Genomic DNA, 18,279 nt, shown 5'->3' on the forward strand with positions numbered 1-18,279 from the left:
AAAATGCGTAATATATCCTTCTTAGTCTTTATCTTATTCGTGTTGTTCGTATCTTCCGATTGTAATTCCGGGGGAAAGCAGGACTGTGGCCGGGCCACCCCAAGTGATAAAAAAACTGCAGAATTATTGCAGACTGCCTGTTTGGCGGATCAGAGTAATAAGACAGTATGTGATCTATACCTTCTAGAAGCAGTATACCACACACATTGTTGGTAAGAAGATCAGAATTCCTCGAAAGGAAGTTTGTTTTTTTTGGAATTATTACAGTCTTTGCAAGCAGGTACCAAATTCGCTTTGATAGACTTTCCTCCTTTTGCCAAAGGGATTAAGTGATCCATGGTGAGTTCATCAGGAGGAAATTTTTTACCGCAGTAATGACAGATGCCGTCCGCTTTTTTCTTTCTCCACCAAGGAGTTTTGCGTAATTCTTTTGCGATCTGTCTTTGTTTTTTGATCTCGGATTCACTTACCCAAAGTAAAGGTTCTTCCGAATATTCTCCAGGACCGTTCATGGCTAAGAATATTGGATCCAGTCGGAACCTGGGCCAGACCAAGCCAAACGTAAGAAAGAAGATTTAGATTCACAACTAACTCCTTCTTTGATCCCGGAAGCAGTTACTAAAACGGTATCCCCCGTTTTTAGATCCAGATCTTCTAATTTACATTCTCCACTTAGAACCATCAAAACATGGAACACGGGCTCGGATGAAAAAGAAGGAAGAGAGAATTTTTTAGTAGAATCGATCTCTAAAATTTCCATTCTGAACTTATCATTAGCAGTTAGGACGGAACGATTCAATTCAAAGGAATCAATTTGTTTAGGACTCAATTTATCTTTAGGATCTGCGGAAGAAAAATCCAAAACGTCCAAGGCTTTCTTGAGATGTAATTCTCTTGGTCGTCCGTAATCGTACACTCTATAAGTGGAATCAGAAGATTGTTGGACTTCCATCAAAAGAATTCCACCGCCGATTGCATGAATTCTTCCAGGGTTCAAAAGAAAAGAATCTAGTTCTTTTACTTCTACCTCGTTTAAAATTTCCTCTACTCTATTCGTTTTTACGTATTCCGAAAATTCTTCTTTATTTGTTTGTTTGGAAAACCCGCAAACTAGTTTAGAACCTTTGTCCGCTTGTAAAACTGTCCAAGCTTCTTTTTTGCCTGCACTTTCAGGATCAAACTTCTCTGCGTATGCGTCATCCGGATGAACTTGTACGGATAATTTTTCTTTAGCATCAATCAATTTGATCAATAAAGGAAAACTCTGTCCTTTAAAAGGTTTTCCGAGTACTGAGTCGGAATCGGAAGTATATACTTCTCTAAACGTTTTTCCGGAACATTCTCCGTTCGTAATTTTGGAAAGATCCGAACCGTAATCCGAAATCTCCCAGGACTCGCCAATATCTCCCGAAGGGATAGAACGTCCCAATATGGTTTCTAATTTTCTACCACCCCAGACTTTTTCCTTATAGATGGGCTCGAATTTTAAAACCTTCTGCATATATGCCTATTTTTTTTGACCCTGAAAGAGTTCAATTTTAACTTTTAAGATCCGCTTCTTGAAATGAGTAAATACATCGGGTCTAAATCCGGATAAGTCCAAGGTATAAATCCTTCCCGGTACCAATGTACCCGGTTCGGGGCTCCATTTTAGGTATCTATAACTTTTATAAGATCCTTTTCCTCCGCAAGAGGCACAGTTCAGATCCGAACCTCTGCATTCCGGGCAAATGGATCTGACTACCAAAGGAATGGCAGCGAATATTCTACCCAATAACTCCTCGGGTTTGAGACAGATCCGTATATCATGATAGATACCTGTGTATTTTTTACGATCCCTACTTCTCATTCCTGCGCGAAGAAGGCCCCTTCTTGCAAATTCAACCGCTTGGGTAGCAAATAAGATCCTGGAAGGTGGAATCAGATGAATTCCATTTTTTGCATGTTCTTGTCTTTTACGTATCTTAAATTCCTGGTCGAAACGAGAACGTTCTTCCGGTTTAGAAAGTATCTGATAAGATTCCAAAACTTTTAAGAACACAGGCTTGGAACCTGTGAGCCTATTATCAGGATGGAAAATTTTTGCGAGTTCTCTATATCTATGTTTAATAGAATCGGGGCTGGCACCGAAGTTCAGGCCTAGAACTCGATAATGATCTGTCCAGGCCGAACTCATGGTAAAATTTTAGACTCTATAAATGGTTTAACGATTCGAATTATATTCTTGGAAGGAGCCACCACTTTCCAGACCGTCAAGCATAGTATCCACATCCTTCCTGTCTGCACGAATTGTTCCTTCCACATACTTGTCTATTGCTTGGACCACTTCTGCAAGATTATCACGGTAAGAACGGACGAACTTGACTCTTTGGTACGGACTCCTGATATTTCCGAGACTATACACTTCTTCTTTAGTTCCGGCATCCGTTTTTCTTTTAACAACTAAAACAATACTAGAAATATCGGAAGCTAGAACCTTCTCGTTCTTTAGTTCTCCGATCTCATCGTTTACAGGTCTGAGCTTAGTAACCAGTGATTTTCTAGTAATGAAGCGAACTCCATCCAGTTTTAGGGAACCTTCTCCCCCTGAAACTTTTAGATAAAACTTTTTATCTACCAAAAATCTGTCGCGAACTGGGAAATTAAAATTTTCCATCGCAGGAACAAACTGGAAATACTCGTTATCAATAATTTTCTTCCTTCTATTGAGAAAAGGGAGCATCTCCTCGATTCTTTTATGAAAGTCCTTAATATCTTTGGTAAGTCCTTCTATATCGCGAACCTGCATCGGTTCGTAAGGAAGAATTTTGATCTGGCCGTCCTTCTCAAAGTCCTGAGAAAATAATTCCCAACTGAATAAGCAGATCAAAAGAAGTAAGATAGACGGTTTCTTCATTCGTATGAGTCCGGACGATTCCTACATTTAGTGTCGTCCATTCCGGCAAAAAGCCCGGATTTTTCCTAAAAATTCGTTGAATTCCGGCCGGATTCTACGAAAAGGGAAGGGACGGATATGGAAATCAGCATTAGAAAATCCAGCGAAACAAATATAATCAGCCTCTCCGGGAGCCTGGACATCTATACGTCCATTGATCTCAAAAACTTTTTTGAACAGAACATTGATCGAAATAACAATAACGTTGTGATCAACCTGGAAAAGTTAAACTATATCGATTCCTCTGGGATCGGGATGCTAATTAAACAACTGAATTATGTCCAAGAATTGAGTGGAAAATTTTTCATCGCGAACATGAAACCGGCGATCGAAAAAGTTTTCAAAGTGGCAGGACTGACTTCTTATTTCCAAACTCTTTCAGAGTCAGAGTTCACAAGCCAGTTTCCCTGATCTTCAAGGATATTCCGGGGCAGTGTAGGACAAAAACACGTCCCAAACTCCCCAAAACCTTCCCTTTTCTCCTGCAAGCGGAGTCAGATTCAAATTTAATCTACCTTCTCTCAACTCTGAGGGATCCACTGTAATATACACTGGAGGAGTTGCGGAATAGATAGACCTTGAGTATAAGTTTGCGTCAGGAAAGCGGATCGTTCTTTTCAAGATCCCGTTCGCGGAAATTCTTAGCTCCCTCTCCGGCAAAATCGCCGCATTTTCCGTCTTAGAGAATAGTGTGAGATCAAAATAGACATAGATAATGTCTTTTTTATTCGAGTCCGCGATGAGAAGGATATCCAACCCCGTTTCAGGTACCATTCTACATTGGTTGTCGAATAATCTACCTGTCCCGGCACCAGGAGCAGGATCTTTTCTATCCGGAGCTAATTTCAGACCATTATGATAGGCCCAAATGGAAAGTTCGGGGAAGGTTTTATAATCCTCGGAAATATAGTTTTCTCCCCCCATCGGTTTGGAGAAATTCTCAAAATTTTTCGTTTTCCGATTTTCCTGACTGATCGGACCCTGTCCGGCAGCGGCAAGAATTAAGAATAAGAGTATTGCAATTCGGCGCCAGTCCATCTTTTTAGAATATCGACCGTCCTTTGGAGAGAAACTTGAAAATTCTTAGAAGTCTGGAGAACTTAAAAAGCAACCTAAAGACTTCCACAGTCGTAACTTTGGGGAATTTTGACGGGATCCATCTGGGCCACCAGGCTCTTTTAGAAAGAACCAAGGAAATTTCCTTGGAAAAAGGTCTCCCTTCCTGCGTAGTCACATACCATCCCAACCCAGCTCTTGTTTTAGGAAAAGACAAAGACTTGGGAGGGATTACCACACAGGCAGATAAAGAAAATTTAATAGAATCTTATGGAATAGACTGGCTAGTCGTTGTTCCATTTACTCTAGAATTCGCCCAAATAGAGGCGGAAACCTTCCTAAAAGAAATCTTAATCAATCAACTCGGAGCAAAATCAATTCTGATCGGATTCAATCATTGTTTCGGAAAAGGAAGAAGAGGGGATTACGAACTTCTTAAACAATATTCCTCCGAATACGGATACGATTTGGAAAAACTAGATCCAGTCTTCCTGGGCCCCACAAAACTTTCCAGCTCCTATATTCGGTCTTTATTGAGAGAAGGTAAGGTACAAGAAGCAGAAGAATGCCTCGGAAGGGAATTCTCCGTCACAGGAACAGTTGTACAAGGCCACCAAAGAGGAAGAACGATCGGGTTCCCTACTGCAAATGTACAACCTCTGCCGGAACTTATTCTTCCTGGTGTAGGAGTTTATGCAGGAAGAACTGAAATAGAAGGTAAGACCTACCCTTCTATGATCAATATCGGAAATAACCCTACATTCGGTGACCAAGCAGTCACTTTAGAAAGTCATATATTCGATTTTTCTGATGATATCTATGGAAAGAAGGTAAACGTAATTTTTACCAAAAAGATCAGAGAAGAGATCAAATTTCCAGGAGTGGACGCTCTCATTTCTCAATTGAAGAAGGACGAGACTCTTTCTAGAAAGATTTTGCAAGAACGATAGTCGCTTCGCTCCTGAAGCCCACAACCCACGCGGCGGACTATAGCCGCTTTGTTCTTGAAACCTGCTAAGCTTGATTATTAGTTTTTTTAAAACTTAAATCCGCCGAAGATAGGAATTCCTTTTCTTCCAAGAAGAATCCCTTCCAAATCCTTAGGAGGAGTGTATCGTAGAATATTAGCAAATAGATGAGTAGGGATATGATCCGCCCAATTCGGCACAGATTGGAAGAATGGGTCCCAAGATAAGCCGCCTGAATCCTCTCCTTCTACCAAAATGATCTCTCTTCCTGAAAATTCCTCGAACCAAGACTTTAAAGAATTAAGTAAATTCGATTTATTTAAAATACTGACCCCTTTCGGAAAATCTAAAATGTATTTTTGGGGGTATTTTGTCTGACAGGATTCGTTTGAACAGATGATATATCTGACCTCTTCCAAGAATGCAGCCCAATCTCTAAGTCTACCTCTGGATTTATGCCAAGGAGTTTTACTGGATATTCCACACTCTGGGCAAATACACACTGGAGTAAGAGTTACTCCTTTAAAGGAAAGTATAGGAGCCTCTTTAGAAGGATAGGATATTGATTCTTGGATCAAATAATCGGAGCTAGGTTCCATCGTTCCTACCGAATCCAGTCCACTCATTCGATTTTCCTCTTAGGCCGCGACAGAGCGTTAGTCGCGTCAATCCTATATACAATGTCGTCTAACGCAATCTATTTTCTTAATAAACAAATCCTAATTTTCCCGTATTTTAATCTCCCCGAAAACTGTGGCTTTTCCGGCCCAAAAAAGGTCCGTCGACAAGTCATTCGGGATTGATTCCGAATTAGGACCCGGTTAGGATGCCTCGAAGCGTCAGGCCTATGAATTATTACCTTTTTCTGCCAATAAGCGCTCTAATCATAAATACTCTTCTTATTTCATATGTTTTTGCGAGAAGGTTCCGAAGCGCAGTCATTCGGGACTTTTTAAGATTCGTTTTATTCTTAAACCTTTGGCAGGTTTCTTATATTCTATATTGGAGCATGCTTCCTCCGGAATGGATGACTCCAATTTTTAAACTTTCTTGTTTCACCTGGATCCCTGTCGGTCTCTTATTCTTAGAAACAGTATATAGATTTTTAAACATTCGTTCGACAATCCTGCTCCCATTCTTCCGTTTTTCCGTGGTGCTCACTATATTCCTTACCGCTTCTACGGATTGGATCATCAAAGGTTCTATTTTATATGATTGGGGTTACGAATTAGAACCAGGGATTTTGTTCGTTCCATTCAGCACGGTCGCAGTCAGTGGTCCTGCGATCTGGGGACTATATCTTCTTTTGAAAGAAAGATTCAAGACAAAACAAAAAAAGATCAGACAACAATTGAATTTTTGGATCTGGGGCACCACGATTGCTCTCGGAATCAGCGCTTATACTGAATTATTCAATCTGGATGAACAAGGCAGATTTTTATTCGTTCCTCTAAGCCCTGCAGCAATCAGCATACAGGCATTTTTCATTTTTGTGGCGATCACACGTTATGGGTTTTTAAATATCAGTTTAGAAAGGATCGCCGTAGAATTATTCAGAGACATTCACGATGGGATCGTTCTTACAAAAGAAAACCATGAGTTCTTTTTTGCAAACCAGGCTGCAATCGCGATCTTAGACGGTTCTCCATCTAGAGAAGGTCTGTTCAAACCGGAATGGCATTTTGCAAATTATAGGGAAGAACAGGATCATATTCCGAGAGACTACCAATTAATAGGTAATTCGGTCTTGCAGTTCATAGAACTCACTGTTTCAGAGATCAGGATTACAGAGAATGAATCGGGAACTCTTTATCTTTTGAGAGATATCACCGAAAAGAAAGCAGCCCAAGAAAAAATCCACCAACTATATTCACAAATTGTAAACGACTTGGAGATCGCGAGGGTCACTCAGGCCTCTATCATTACACAAAAATTTCCGGATAAGGGTTCTTATAGGATACACTCTTTTTTCCAGCCAATAGATAAAGTGGGCGGAGATATGTTAAGAGTGATCGAACATCCGGAAAGGGTAGATATACTATTTGCGGATGTTTCCGGTCATGGGATCGCTTCAGCTATGGTGGGCGGAATGCTTTCAATCGCATTCCAGATTGTTTCGGATAAAAAACTTTCTCCTAAAGAAAGTTTATCCGAGATCCATGAAATGCTCTCTAAAGTAGTATTACACCATCATATTTCCGCTGTATATGCGAGTTTTTATCCGAAAGAAAATAGAGTCCGATTCTCTTATGCCGGACACCATCCTATGCTTGTTTTCAGAGAAGGTAAAATTTACCCACTGGAAGGAGAAGGTAGGATCTTACTCGCAGTTAAGGAATTGCATCTAAACGATTATCATTTCGACCTACAAACTTCTGATAGATTATTGTTCTATTCTGACGGTTTATACGAAGTAAAGAATGATCTGGGAGAAATTTTCGGTTACGAAGAATTTTTGGATTGGATCCAAGGAATGGCGGACAGGGATACTCGTTCCTTATTAGAGGCGGCTCATAGAAAGGCGTTAGAATTCGGGAACGGAAAACATAATGATGATTTGGCGATGCTGGCATTGGAGATTGGATCATGAACCCGTACCTAATCCTTCCATTATTCGCATTATTTATCAATCTATGGTTATTCACCTATGTTTTGGCACTAAAAGGAAAACATAGAGTAGTTCATTTATATCTTTTCTACTCCGCAGCATTAAGTCTTTGGATCATTTCCATTATTCTATACTGGTCCTTCTTACCATTCCATTGGATGACTTGGATCTTTAAGATCAGTTCTATTTCCTGGTTATTAGTTGGTCCTTTATTTTTAGAATTCGTATTCGCTTTCTTATCAAAAAACCCGAATATCGTTTTGTATCTTTTGAGAGGATTAGCACTCGCGATATTTCCTATCACATTGACGACTGATTGGATCATAGCAGGTGTAGAAAGAAAATACTGGGGCGATATGCTCATCCAAGGTCCTCTTTACGTATATGGGATCAATTTGCTCACGGTTTCCCCTCCCGTTTACGCGATCTTTCTTTTAATTTTTGAATCTAGGAAAGAAGAAATAGGATTCAGAAAACAATGCTATCTTTTGGCATTCGGAACATTCCTTTCTTCCGTGCTTGGATTTTTAACCACAGTTCTTCCTAGGATCTTATCCAAAGGAGATCTACATTATCCGCCCTTGAGTGGAAGTGTGACAGTAATCCAATCCGCATGTGTATTTATAGCGATTGCAAAATACGGATTTTTAGAGATCCGATTGGAAAAGATCGCTCTCCAATTATATGCAAAACTCAGAGAGGGAGTAATCTTATTATCCGCATCCGACGATCTGCTCTATTGGAACGAAAGTGCAAAAGAAATGTTAGGTTTTCCTAAAATGACAGCCACTCCGGAAAAGTTGGATCTAGGAAAATTTTTAGAAGGATTTACAAGAAGACCATTCTCCAGAATGGACTTCAAAAGAAAATTTTCAGAAACAAAAAAGGTATCTTCAGACGAGGATATGCTCCCCTCCTCCGATTCGGTTTATTTAGAAGTTTCCAAATCCGAAATCCCAATCTCGGGAAGAGACTTAGGCAGAGTATATGTACTCCGAGACATCACGGAAAAAAAAGAAGCTTCCGAAAGGATTAATATGCTCTACTCTAGAGTGATCCGAGATCTAGATATAGCCAGAGAAGTACAAAATACGATTACTACCAGAGACTTCCCTTCTTCAGAGAAATTTAAAATATTCTCCTATTTTCGCCCATATGATCGAGTGGGAGGAGATGTTCTGAATTGTTCTGAAAGTGCAGACGGAAGCCTTGAAATCTTATTTGCAGATGTTTCAGGACATGGGATTTCCTCTGCAATGGTAGCTGCAATGGCATCCATCTCCTTCAATGTATTTTCCAGAAAGGGAAATAAACCTAAGGAAGGTTTATTATTCACGAACGATCTACTTTCTTCCGTGGTGACCCAACATTTTATCTCTGCGGTTTTCCTTAAATATAATCCTAACACAAGAATATTAGAATATAGTTATGCAGGTCACCATGCCGGACTTCTTCTCAGAGATGGACAAACCTTGGATTTGCAGGGAAAAGGAGGAGTCTTACTCGCGGTCGGAACTCCTATCTTGGAGGATTTTCAGATACAACTAAAGCCTGGAGACAGGGTGTTATTGTATTCGGACGGCTTATTCGAAGTCAGGGGATCTAAGGGAATTCCTATGGGCAATACCACACTCGTGGAAGCGGTAAAGAAACTTTCTTACCAGGATTCAGACAGTCTGATCCGCTCCTTAGTATCCTATTCGGAATCCTTCGGAGACGGGATCATGACGGACGATCTCACCTTATTCTGTCTAGAAATTACAGCTTAATCAGCCCGCCATGCAGATTTAGTTATACTGCGAGCGAGTCTGCTTGTTCTTTTACTTTTTCCAAGAAAGGAAGAAATTCATCCAGAACTGCAGGGATCTCATACTCGATAATGTCACCTGCACGAATAATATCTTTCTCTTCCAGAGCTAAAGCAACGGAAGCAAGTGTATCGTTTAAGTCGTTCGTCTTTTCTTCAAAAGTTCTTTCTGCGATTTGGATCTTAGAAAAATCCATACCAGGAAGTTTTTGTCTCAAAGTGATAAATGAAGTCAAAAGAACATTGATCTGAGAAACAGATTGAGTAAGAAGATGTGTTGCCACCTCATCTTTTCCCGCCTGATAACTTTCATTTACTTTTACAAAACTTTCTTTTAAAGCAGGTACAGCCTTGATGAAAGTATCTAAAATTTCTCTTAAAGTAGGAAGTTCCAGATCCAGAACGGAAGCTCTTGCCACCAGATCCATGACGAATAATTTCAGATCTCTTAGATATTCCAAAAATTCTTCGATTGCAGTGGTCCCATCTAGTTTGGAAGAATTGCTGCTCAGCGCATCCAGGATATCACTGACTGTAGAGCCGGTCCCCATAGGTTTGATCTGATCGTATTTCAGTTTCAAAAGTTTACCTGCAGATTCCAGAAGACTGCGGATCCATTCTATCCCGTCTGTTAATTCTTTAGATTCTTTTTCGGTCAAAGAATCTCTACCGAGTAAAGTAGTTCCGACCTTATCCACATAAGAATCCAACTCATGGAGAGAGCTAATCAAAATGTCCAGCTCCTCTCCCACAAAAAATTCCATCTTGGACGCGTTTGAAATGGAAGAATCACGCATTGTGTTCTGGGTAAATTCTTCGCCGTCCACAACGCAGGATAATAAAAATTTGCCGTTAGTTTCCACCCAACGACGTACCGCGTCGAAAACCTCTCCAAGGTTCTTTTCATTTTCAATGACGCTTTCCAATTTTTGCTCGTTTACGAATATTTCCACGGTGATTCCTCCGTTTATATTATAATTCCTTTATTTACCATCATCGCCCTGTCCCCTACTGAGATTATTATTCAGATAGGAACCAACGGCCTTGTTTCTACCCACACCCTGCTCCATATAGAGGAACTTTTCTTTGAGTTTTTTCTCATAACTCATTAGGTGTGATTCGAAGTTTTTGATCTTTTTGTTATTATCAGAGACTTGTTCTTCCAATAACTTGATCTTACTTGTTACCAGTCCGCCTGCGAACTGAGTATAAGGTTTCAAATGTTCTACTAGATTTACGCCTACTCCGGTGTCCATTCTAGCGTCAGAATTTGTATCCTGGGCGAATAAATGACGAACTGCGTCAGGGTTCTCTGCAAGTTTAGCTGCGAGTTTTGCCTCATCTAGAGCCAGAAAACCTTCTTGGATATCCGCCCACTTACTTCCCACATCTCCTGTTGAAATTCCAACATCCGAAAGTGTTCTGATCTCGGAACTTGGATATGCAGGAAAAGAAGAAGTGGTCACTGTTTTCATACCTGCGACCAGACGAATAACTGAGTTCTCACCGGCTAAAATACCCGTTTTAGTTTTCCCCTCCCAGAAGGATCTCGTAATATCCGGATCTTCCAGTTTGGAATCGCTAATCCCACCTTCTCTATTAACTGCGGTGGCATCCTTAGAGTATTTTAGAACATTATTATATGCTTCTATAAATTCCTTGATCATTCGGATCCCTTTTGCGGAATCCACTTTGATATCTACTGTAGCAGGACCACCTTCGCTCTTTTTGTTCAGGTTAAGAAGCACCCCGTCCAATACGTCGGTTAAACCTTCGTTTTTAGGTCGAGTGATCTCGATTCCATCTACCAAAAATACCGCATCCTTAGCTTCTACAATAGTCTTTGCAGGTTTGGCACCATTAAACTCGGCAGGAAGAACAAATCTGAAATTTGAGAATTCCTTCTCCTTTCCGGTTTGATTGATTACGATTACCTTATGGATCTTTTTTCCATCCATATTGGATTTGAAAGTAACACGGATCTTTCCTTCTTTATGATAGGCCTGTTCCAAAAATACTTTATCCTGCTCGTCCTGATCATACATCACACCTAAGGAAATCGTTTCACCTTCTTCCAGAGGTTCGGAAAGAGTGGCTTCGATTCTTGCTCCCTTCTTCCCTTCTTTTGCATCCATATGAAATTGAAATGCTTGTTTAGAGCTTAATTTGATCTTAGAAGGTTCCTTCTTTTCCGGATCTGCTGCGATAAATATAGGTTTAGCATTCGCAGTCATACCATATTTATCCGGTTGAAATGGATTCGTTTGGCTTGCTTCCCAAGGAAGATAAAAAGACTGAGGTGGATCTTGAGGAAGCATTCCTCCTACAAGAGAAGCCGCCTTGAGAACTCCGTTCGGATCATCAAACTTTAATTGATTGTCTTTACCAGACTGAGAAGCGGCCAATGTTAAAACAGTTTTATCTTGGTCTACTTTTACGATAGTAGGTTGCACAATCCCTGCAGCAGCAGTACGAATTGTAAGATACAAATCCCTTATAGTTCCACCTTGGAACTCAATCTCCTTCTCTATCTCCCCTGAAAGTACTTTAAATGTACCGGCAGGGATCTTTCTCTCGGAATCGATAGGATCACCTGAGATCTGATGAAATGTAGCGAGTTCTTTCACTTCTATCTTACGTTTTCCACTGCTTGCAGAACGCGCAGCATCTCCGGTGATCACACCTTCCGGATCGGAAACAATTGACTTAGTTGCAAAGGGCGCAGTGAAAGAAATAATTTCTCTAGTTTTGTTTTGGAGGTCTGTAGTGAGGGTTTTAAGATCGGACCATGCCTTGACCTGAGCCTGATTGAAACCGTTTTGTTTTTCCAAACGGCGAATCGGCTTCGCTTCCAGCTCTACCAGTTTTTTTACGATTTGGTTCGTATCCTGGCCGGAACTCAGTCCCGGAATAGAGAATGCGGGCATAGTCCCCTCCTTCTAATTCCATCGACCGATTTCCTAAAAGTATAAGGGCAAAAAACGCTTTTTTTCGACCTCCTAGAAGCCCTTAAACCGCCTGTCTTGTAGAGATCTTCACTTTCAACTTTGCCTTTAAACCTTCCATATAGCCAAGGCTGTCCAGATTATACTCGTCCACATAAGAGAGTCTTTCTGTCCTAAGCTCTTCCGGAATACGAAGTGTAGAACGATAAAATAATAAGCCCGAAAGAAGTCTGGCACTTGCCCATACGATCTCGTCTGCTGTCTCTTCTCTCTCCTCAGAACTAGCAAGATCCTTATACATCGCAACGGCCTCTTGGAAACCGTCCCAAACATCGGAAAGAACCTTGGTTTCTTCGGTTGGAAAATGAGACCATTCGTTATCTATATATTCTCTTAAGAAGCCATGCCCGCTCATTCCTGTGACAATCCCACCAATACTAGCATTGACTTGGATTTGAGAAGTTCCGTCATAGATGGTTGTGATCCGAGAATCTCTGTAAATTCTGGAAACGTCATAATCTTCGGTAAAACCTGCGCCTCCATGAAGTTGCACCGCGTCACCCGCAATCTTAACGCAAGACTCTGAACAATAAAACTTTGAAATTGGTGTGAGTATTCCAGCTAACTTTTCCCAATACTTCAAGACCACGTCTGATTTTAGATCCCTTTCTGTGGCACCTTTTTCCTTCAGATGATCTCCTCTGAAATAATATAGATCCATTGCGCGGGCGCCTTCTAACATCAGGCAGCGCATTGCCATCGTCTCTCTTTCCATTCTATGAAGGATCTTGCGGACTGCAGGAATAGTTCCGATCGGTTTTCCGAATTGAATTCTTTCAGAAGTATATTTTTTAGTTTCGGCTAACGCTGCTTGTGCGATCCCTACTCCTTGTTGGGAAATTCCCATACGCGCACCGTTCAACATTCCCATCGTATGTTTGATAAGTCCGTGTCCTTCTTCTCCGATTAAGATACCGGGAGTATTTTCTAAAACTATCTCACAAGTAGGAGAACAATGTAGGCCCATTTTCTTTTCTATTCCAGCAACTTGAACGTCTTTGGATTGAACTAAGAAAAATGAAAGTCCTCTTGCACCACTTCCAGGGTTTCCCGTTCTGGCTAATAATAGAAGGATCGCAGGAATTTCTCCAGTACCACAACCTTGGGTGATAAATCTTTTGGTTCCGTTTAATAGATAAGTGTTTCCTTCTTTATGGGTGGCTTTTGTGCGAAGTCCTGGTAGATCGGAACCATGATCGGGTTCCGTTAGTCCCATGGCGCAGGCAAATTCTCCCGCGGCCAAACGAGGTAACCATTCGTCTTTTAATTCTTCACTTCCGTTCTTTTCTATAATCTCAGCTAAATTCACGCAACCTATAGAGATACAAACGGATGCATCCACTCTATATAAGATTTCGCTAAAGAATGCTCGAACTGTCCAAGGAACCCCTAAACCGCCGTATTTTCTGGAAAAACCTGTGGGTTGTAATCCTGCATCTCTTGCTTTTCGGACGATCTCTAATAGTTTTTCCGGAAATATTACCTTTCCATTCTCGAATTTTACGCCTACCTTATCCAATTCAGCAACATAAGGAGCTATCTCTTTACCTGCAAATTCTCCTACAGAGTCCAATAAAGTTTTATAATATTCTAATGCTTCTTCATGAGAAGAAGGAGCGGTAGAAAATCTTTCATCTCCCGCCTTGTATTTTGCAGCGTCAGCAAATCCGCCCTCATAGGAATCTACAATTTCCCTCCAATTGATGATATGATCGAAATGTAACCTCAGGTCGGATACATCGTTGAAGTAGTTGTTTTGTAGCATGATGAGAAGATTCCTTTAGGAGATAATAAAGTATCTTCTTAGAATAGGAAAGGTCAATTCGTTTTCAAAATCGAAAGATCCGAATGAACTGGTGTTAGTTTGAAGGGCAAAATATTAAGTTAGATAAAGTGTTTTCTCAGGTGATTTTCGTAACGTTCGCTCTAATTTAAATTACAACAAACTCGAACCGCTTCCATTAGTTTATTCACGTCCCAAGGTTTTGGGATCACTGTATAAGTCCCTGCTTCTTTTTTAACCCTGTCTACTGCCGCTGCATCCACATGACCGGTAATCAAAATGGATCGGATTTTAGGATACTTTTGGTGGACCAAAATTAAGAACTCATCTCCTTTAATCCCTGGCATCAACCAATCGGAAAGTATCAGGATCACGTTTACACCGGCACTTACTAGATCATCTATAACTTCCATAGCTTCTTCTGCGTTTAATGCAGTCTCGTATTGGAATAGATTTCCAAGCTGCTTCTTTAATTCCTTTTGTAAGGTAATTAAGATAATCGCCTCATCATCCACGCATAGGATCGCATTCTGTGATGTTTCAGTTCCCAATAGATTCCTCTTTTTTGCGGTTCGCAGGTTTCAACCAAACTTCGAACTTAGTGTGTCCAGGCTCACTTTCAAACTCTATTTTTCCACCCATCTTCTCTATTATCTTTTTGCATATATCCAGACCAAGACCGATACCTTCTCCCGGATTTTTAGTAGTGAAGAACGGATCGAAAATTTTATCTTGGATCTCTTTTGGAATTCCGGAACCGGAATCTGCGAAAGAAACAATAATCCAGGATTCTCTTTTCTCGATCGAAATTTCGATTTTACCTTTATAGTTCATGGCCTGCAATCCATTATTTAATAGATTGATCCATACTTGATTCAACTTATCCGGATCTCCTAAACAAAGCTCGTTAGTCCGATAATGTTTAGCTACTTCTACCCCGTATTTGATCTTATTATGATATAGTGCAATGATTGTTTCCAGTTCCACCTCTACATCTACCGGAACAAGCTCCTCATCTCCGTTATGCGTTCCTGGATTTAGATAATTCTTAAGCGCATCCACAACATAAGAGGCTTTTCCGGTAGCGATTGAGATTACATTGCTGAATCTTACGACAGAAGCGATAGAAGAAACAGCCTCTAAAATTTTCAGAGAATTTTCAGTCTTCAAAAGTTCAGGAAGTTTTTCTCCCAATCTATGGATCCCCAACTCTAAGACCATATTTACAGCATTTTCCGGATCCTGGATGGAAGCTTCTTTAAATACACGAACAAGTTCCCTTCTCAAAGAACGATTCGGCAAAATTTCTGCTTGGGAAATTTCCTTTAAACTTTCATCCAACAAAAATTTAAAATATTCAACTTCCTTTTTATTTAAGCTAAGAAGAAGGTCAGGTATCTCCTTGATCTCTTCGTATAAGATATCCAAAATCGCACGATTTGAAGAAACGATCGCCCCCAAAGGAGTGTTCAATTCATGAGTCATTCCGGCAGCAAGTTGACCTAACGCTGCTAATTTTTCGGAAAGAAGAAGTTGGCTTTGAGTTTCATTCAACTCTTTGGAGATCTTCTTCTGATACTCCAAAGCTTCTGTCAGATCCTTATTTGTTCTTTTTAATTCATCCGTTCTTTGATCAATTTTACGTTCTAGATTCGCATTTAGATCCAGAATCGTTTCTTCTGCTTCTTTACTCTTAGTAATATCATTTGATATACCGAAAATTTGTGTCGGAATTCCTTCCTGATCCCTTTTATAAATCAATTCCCTAGAGACGAACCAGCGCCATTTCCTATCTTTATGGTGCATCCTATATTGATGCTCTATTACATCCCTATCCAGAGCGTTTAAATACTTTGGAATAATATTGGTTAAATACGCCTGAAAATCATCGGGGTGCATAAGTGATTTCAAAAGGGAATCTCCCATTTCCTGAATCTCTTCCACGGAATACCCTAATAATCTCTCCACACCGATATTGCTATATATGTTCTTTTTATCTTTTATATCATATATATATAATATATCAGGACTGATGTCTAAAATGGATTCTACAAATCTGTTTCTTTCTAAAAATTTCTCTTCTATATTTTTGCGTTCGGTGATATCTACCATCACTCCTCGAAGCCATTTTTCCTTATTGTCCTCGGTGATCACTTTCACCATATCCCTAAGCCAAACGACAGTTCCGTCTTTTTTCAAGAACCTATATTCGAATTCGTGGGCTTCTAATCTCCCCGTACAAGCCACACAATAATTTACCGCATAATCCTTATCTTCCGGGTGAATATGATCCGCCCAAAATCCAGGAGTTTTCCATTCTTCTACCGAATATCCTAATAGATCCTCAGCTTGTTTACTCACAAATGTGAAATTAAAAGTGATTGCATCCGCTTCCCAAACGACACCAGGAGTAGTATCTACGAGATCTTTGTATTGCTCCTCGCTTGCCTTTGTCCTACGGAACGCTTCCTGTAACTGCTCCGCCATATGATTGAATGAAAATGCAAGTGTCCCAATCTCTTCCAATTTACTGGAAGGAACCCTTTGGGAGAAGTCACCTTCCGCCATGGCTCTAGTAGCCTGAGAAATATTACGTATTGGTGATGTGACAATTCCTGCGAGAAATGCTGCAATCAAAAGAGAAAGAGTCAATGCAACTGCAAATACTTTTGCAGACTCACTATTACCGATCTGTACACCTTCTAAATAATAAGAAGCCGGCATCGCAGTAATCACTATCCAATCATATTGTCCTGCATTATCCCTATACGGAGTTACCTGAGTCAGCCAAGTTTCTCTGGAAACCGGTTTGGCATTTACTACATCAAATCTAAACTGAAATGCAGCCCTAACAGAATACAGATCTCCATAATCTTTCAGAACGGAAAGGACAGAATTCCGTACTACTGGATCCCCACTCTCTGAGGCAGAGCCGATATTACTAAAACGTAAGTCTGAAGAAGCAATAATTCTAGTTTCCCTATCTATAATAAAGGCCCTACCATGTCTGGCTATATTCGTATTTTTTAATAAAAGAGAGATCTCTTCCGGTTTTTTCTGGATAGAACGAGCCAGATAATCATCCAATCTGAGATTAATATTCTCCGAAATCTCTTGGTGTAATCTTGCCGCAAGTTTTCCGGATGCTGCCTCTGAACTTCTTAAAGTTAAATAAGCAGTGGCTGCCACCATAATCAAAACCAAAAGAATGAATGGAGTGACTAAGAACATCCGGATCGGAAGCCCTTGCCCCAAAGGCATTCCGTCTTTGCCAAACTTTTCTTCCTGCCAGTACCATTCTTTGTAACTTAAGATCAGCTCCCTTGTGTGGCCCGGAATTTCTGCCCAAAATAATCCGTATTTTTTAGCTAAAGGTAATGCGATCAACATCGCGAAAGGAGCAACCACCCAAGTTACCCCAGTAGTAAAAAACAGCGCAGGAGTGATATTGCGGTAAGAGATCTCTCTAGTAAATTGTTCGGAACAGATATATCCCCAAAGTTGAGGTTCTACACTCATGAAGATAATTACAAAAATCGAATATAAAACCCAGGTTTTCAGTTTTTTAAAATCAGGATCTCTTCCGATCAATTGGTATGCCACCCAGAAGCAAGCTGGGTTGATAAAATAACCTAAAAGCCAATCGAATAAAAAATCAGGAGGAACACCTTCTATCAGATCCGAAAGTCCATAGGCAAAAGGAACCGCAAGAAGTGCAGGATAACCGAATAAAAGAATACAAAGAAAAACTGTTAGATCTTTTAAGGATTCAAAGGTCTGAGCACCCGGAACCAAAACAATAAAAGAACCGATATAGCCAGTTATAAAAATAAAAACAAAAGTGAATGGAATACTTAGGAACGCCTGAGTATCCCAGCTTTGTTTTCGGCGGCCAAAACCGAATTTGCCTCCGGGATTAAAAGTAAATCCTCCGTAGGCGCAGATCATTAAAAAGATCCCGACAATATAGCCGAATCTGCCCCAAATGTCTATAAAGGACAAAGGAAGGGAGGCAAATAATTCTTCAAACCAGTAGACGATCGAATTCACGGAAGGTTATCCTACAAAATTCCCTTTGGGCCCGAAAGAATTTTGGAGTGCCGGAAGATTTCACACC

16 protein-coding genes are annotated in these 18,279 nt (G+C 40.4%); 5 read left to right on the plus strand and 11 right to left on the minus strand.

Annotated elements, in window-relative coordinates; all coding sequences use genetic code 11:
* The first annotated feature begins 3 nt into the window (after positions 1-3).
* The gene (locus CH377_RS19570; protein ID WP_125172132.1) at positions 4-216 is read left to right on the plus strand and encodes a hypothetical protein; all 213 of its coding nucleotides are present in this window, start codon (positions 4-6) and stop codon (positions 214-216) included.
* Positions 217-221: 5 nt separating this feature from the next.
* On the opposite strand, the gene CH377_RS00195 is transcribed toward CH377_RS19570, so the two are convergent.
* From CH377_RS00195 to CH377_RS00210, 4 genes are read right to left on the minus strand one after another with little or no spacing between them, the layout of a single operon-like run.
* On the minus strand, positions 222-512 hold the full coding sequence (locus CH377_RS00195; protein WP_100721849.1) for an HNH endonuclease: 291 nt from the start codon (positions 510-512) through the stop codon (positions 222-224).
* Positions 513-514: 2 nt separating this feature from the next.
* Positions 515-1,501, minus strand: coding sequence for a type I phosphomannose isomerase catalytic subunit (locus CH377_RS00200; RefSeq protein ID WP_100721850.1), 987 nt, complete (start codon positions 1,499-1,501; stop codon positions 515-517).
* Between the two features lie 6 nt (positions 1,502-1,507).
* Positions 1,508-2,176, minus strand: a complete 669-nt coding sequence (locus CH377_RS00205) for a J domain-containing protein (protein ID WP_100721851.1) — start codon at positions 2,174-2,176, stop codon at positions 1,508-1,510.
* Positions 2,177-2,203: 27 nt separating this feature from the next.
* A complete protein-coding gene (locus CH377_RS00210; RefSeq protein ID WP_100721852.1) occupies positions 2,204-2,896 on the minus strand; it encodes an LIC_12936 family protein in 693 nt (230 codons plus the stop codon).
* Positions 2,897-3,013: 117 nt separating this feature from the next.
* On the opposite strand from CH377_RS00210, the gene CH377_RS00215 reads away from it, so the two are divergent.
* Positions 3,014-3,346 carry an STAS domain-containing protein gene (locus CH377_RS00215; RefSeq protein ID WP_008595407.1) on the plus strand — a complete coding sequence of 111 codons (333 nt, stop codon included), beginning with the start codon at positions 3,014-3,016 and terminating at the stop codon, positions 3,344-3,346.
* Between the two features lie 3 nt (positions 3,347-3,349).
* Here CH377_RS00215 and CH377_RS00220 read toward each other — a convergent pair whose 3' ends face one another.
* The gene (locus tag CH377_RS00220) at positions 3,350-3,973 is read right to left on the minus strand and encodes an LIC10729 family protein (RefSeq protein ID WP_100721853.1); all 624 of its coding nucleotides are present in this window, start codon (positions 3,971-3,973) and stop codon (positions 3,350-3,352) included.
* Positions 3,974-4,008: 35 nt separating this feature from the next.
* On the opposite strand from CH377_RS00220, the gene CH377_RS00225 reads away from it, so the two are divergent.
* Positions 4,009-4,941, plus strand: a complete 933-nt coding sequence (locus CH377_RS00225) for a bifunctional riboflavin kinase/FAD synthetase (RefSeq protein WP_100721854.1) — start codon at positions 4,009-4,011, stop codon at positions 4,939-4,941.
* Between the two features lie 86 nt (positions 4,942-5,027).
* On the opposite strand, the gene CH377_RS00230 is transcribed toward CH377_RS00225, so the two are convergent.
* The gene (locus CH377_RS00230; protein WP_100721855.1) at positions 5,028-5,585 is read right to left on the minus strand and encodes a hypothetical protein; all 558 of its coding nucleotides are present in this window, start codon (positions 5,583-5,585) and stop codon (positions 5,028-5,030) included.
* Between the two features lie 221 nt (positions 5,586-5,806).
* On the opposite strand from CH377_RS00230, the gene CH377_RS00235 reads away from it, so the two are divergent.
* Complete coding sequence (locus CH377_RS00235; protein WP_100721856.1) at positions 5,807-7,549, plus strand: SpoIIE family protein phosphatase; 1,743 nt, start codon at positions 5,807-5,809, stop codon at positions 7,547-7,549.
* Positions 7,546-9,336: a SpoIIE family protein phosphatase gene (locus tag CH377_RS00240; RefSeq protein WP_100721857.1), complete on the plus strand. Its 1,791-nt coding sequence runs from the start codon at positions 7,546-7,548 to the stop codon at positions 9,334-9,336. The genes CH377_RS00235 and CH377_RS00240 overlap by 4 nt, the downstream gene beginning before the upstream one ends.
* A gap of 22 nt (positions 9,337-9,358) precedes the next feature.
* On the opposite strand, the gene CH377_RS00245 is transcribed toward CH377_RS00240, so the two are convergent.
* The 5 genes from CH377_RS00245 to CH377_RS00265 all read right to left on the minus strand — a co-directional run bounded on the left by CH377_RS00245 (position 9,359) and on the right by CH377_RS00265 (position 18,212).
* A complete protein-coding gene (locus CH377_RS00245; protein ID WP_100721858.1) occupies positions 9,359-10,327 on the minus strand; it encodes a hypothetical protein in 969 nt (322 codons plus the stop codon).
* Positions 10,328-10,357: 30 nt separating this feature from the next.
* Positions 10,358-12,301 carry a flagellar filament capping protein FliD gene (gene fliD, locus CH377_RS00250; RefSeq protein WP_100721859.1) on the minus strand — a complete coding sequence of 648 codons (1,944 nt, stop codon included), beginning with the start codon at positions 12,299-12,301 and terminating at the stop codon, positions 10,358-10,360.
* 82 nt (positions 12,302-12,383) lie between these two features.
* Positions 12,384-14,144 (minus strand): acyl-CoA dehydrogenase family protein, encoded by a 1,761-nt coding sequence (locus tag CH377_RS00255; RefSeq protein WP_100721860.1) that lies wholly within the window; start codon positions 14,142-14,144, stop codon positions 12,384-12,386.
* Between the two features lie 161 nt (positions 14,145-14,305).
* Entirely contained in the window at positions 14,306-14,713 is a 408-nt protein-coding gene (locus tag CH377_RS00260) for a response regulator (protein WP_100721861.1), read from the minus strand.
* On the minus strand, positions 14,703-18,212 hold the full coding sequence (locus CH377_RS00265) for a PAS domain-containing protein (RefSeq protein ID WP_100721862.1): 3,510 nt from the start codon (positions 18,210-18,212) through the stop codon (positions 14,703-14,705). Before CH377_RS00265 ends, CH377_RS00260 begins: the two co-directional genes overlap by 11 nt.
* Positions 18,213-18,279: the final 67 nt, after the last annotated feature.

Origin of the sequence: Leptospira haakeii (genome assembly GCF_002812045.1) — a bacterium.
GTDB classification, from domain to species: domain Bacteria; phylum Spirochaetota; class Leptospiria; order Leptospirales; family Leptospiraceae; genus Leptospira_B; species Leptospira_B haakeii.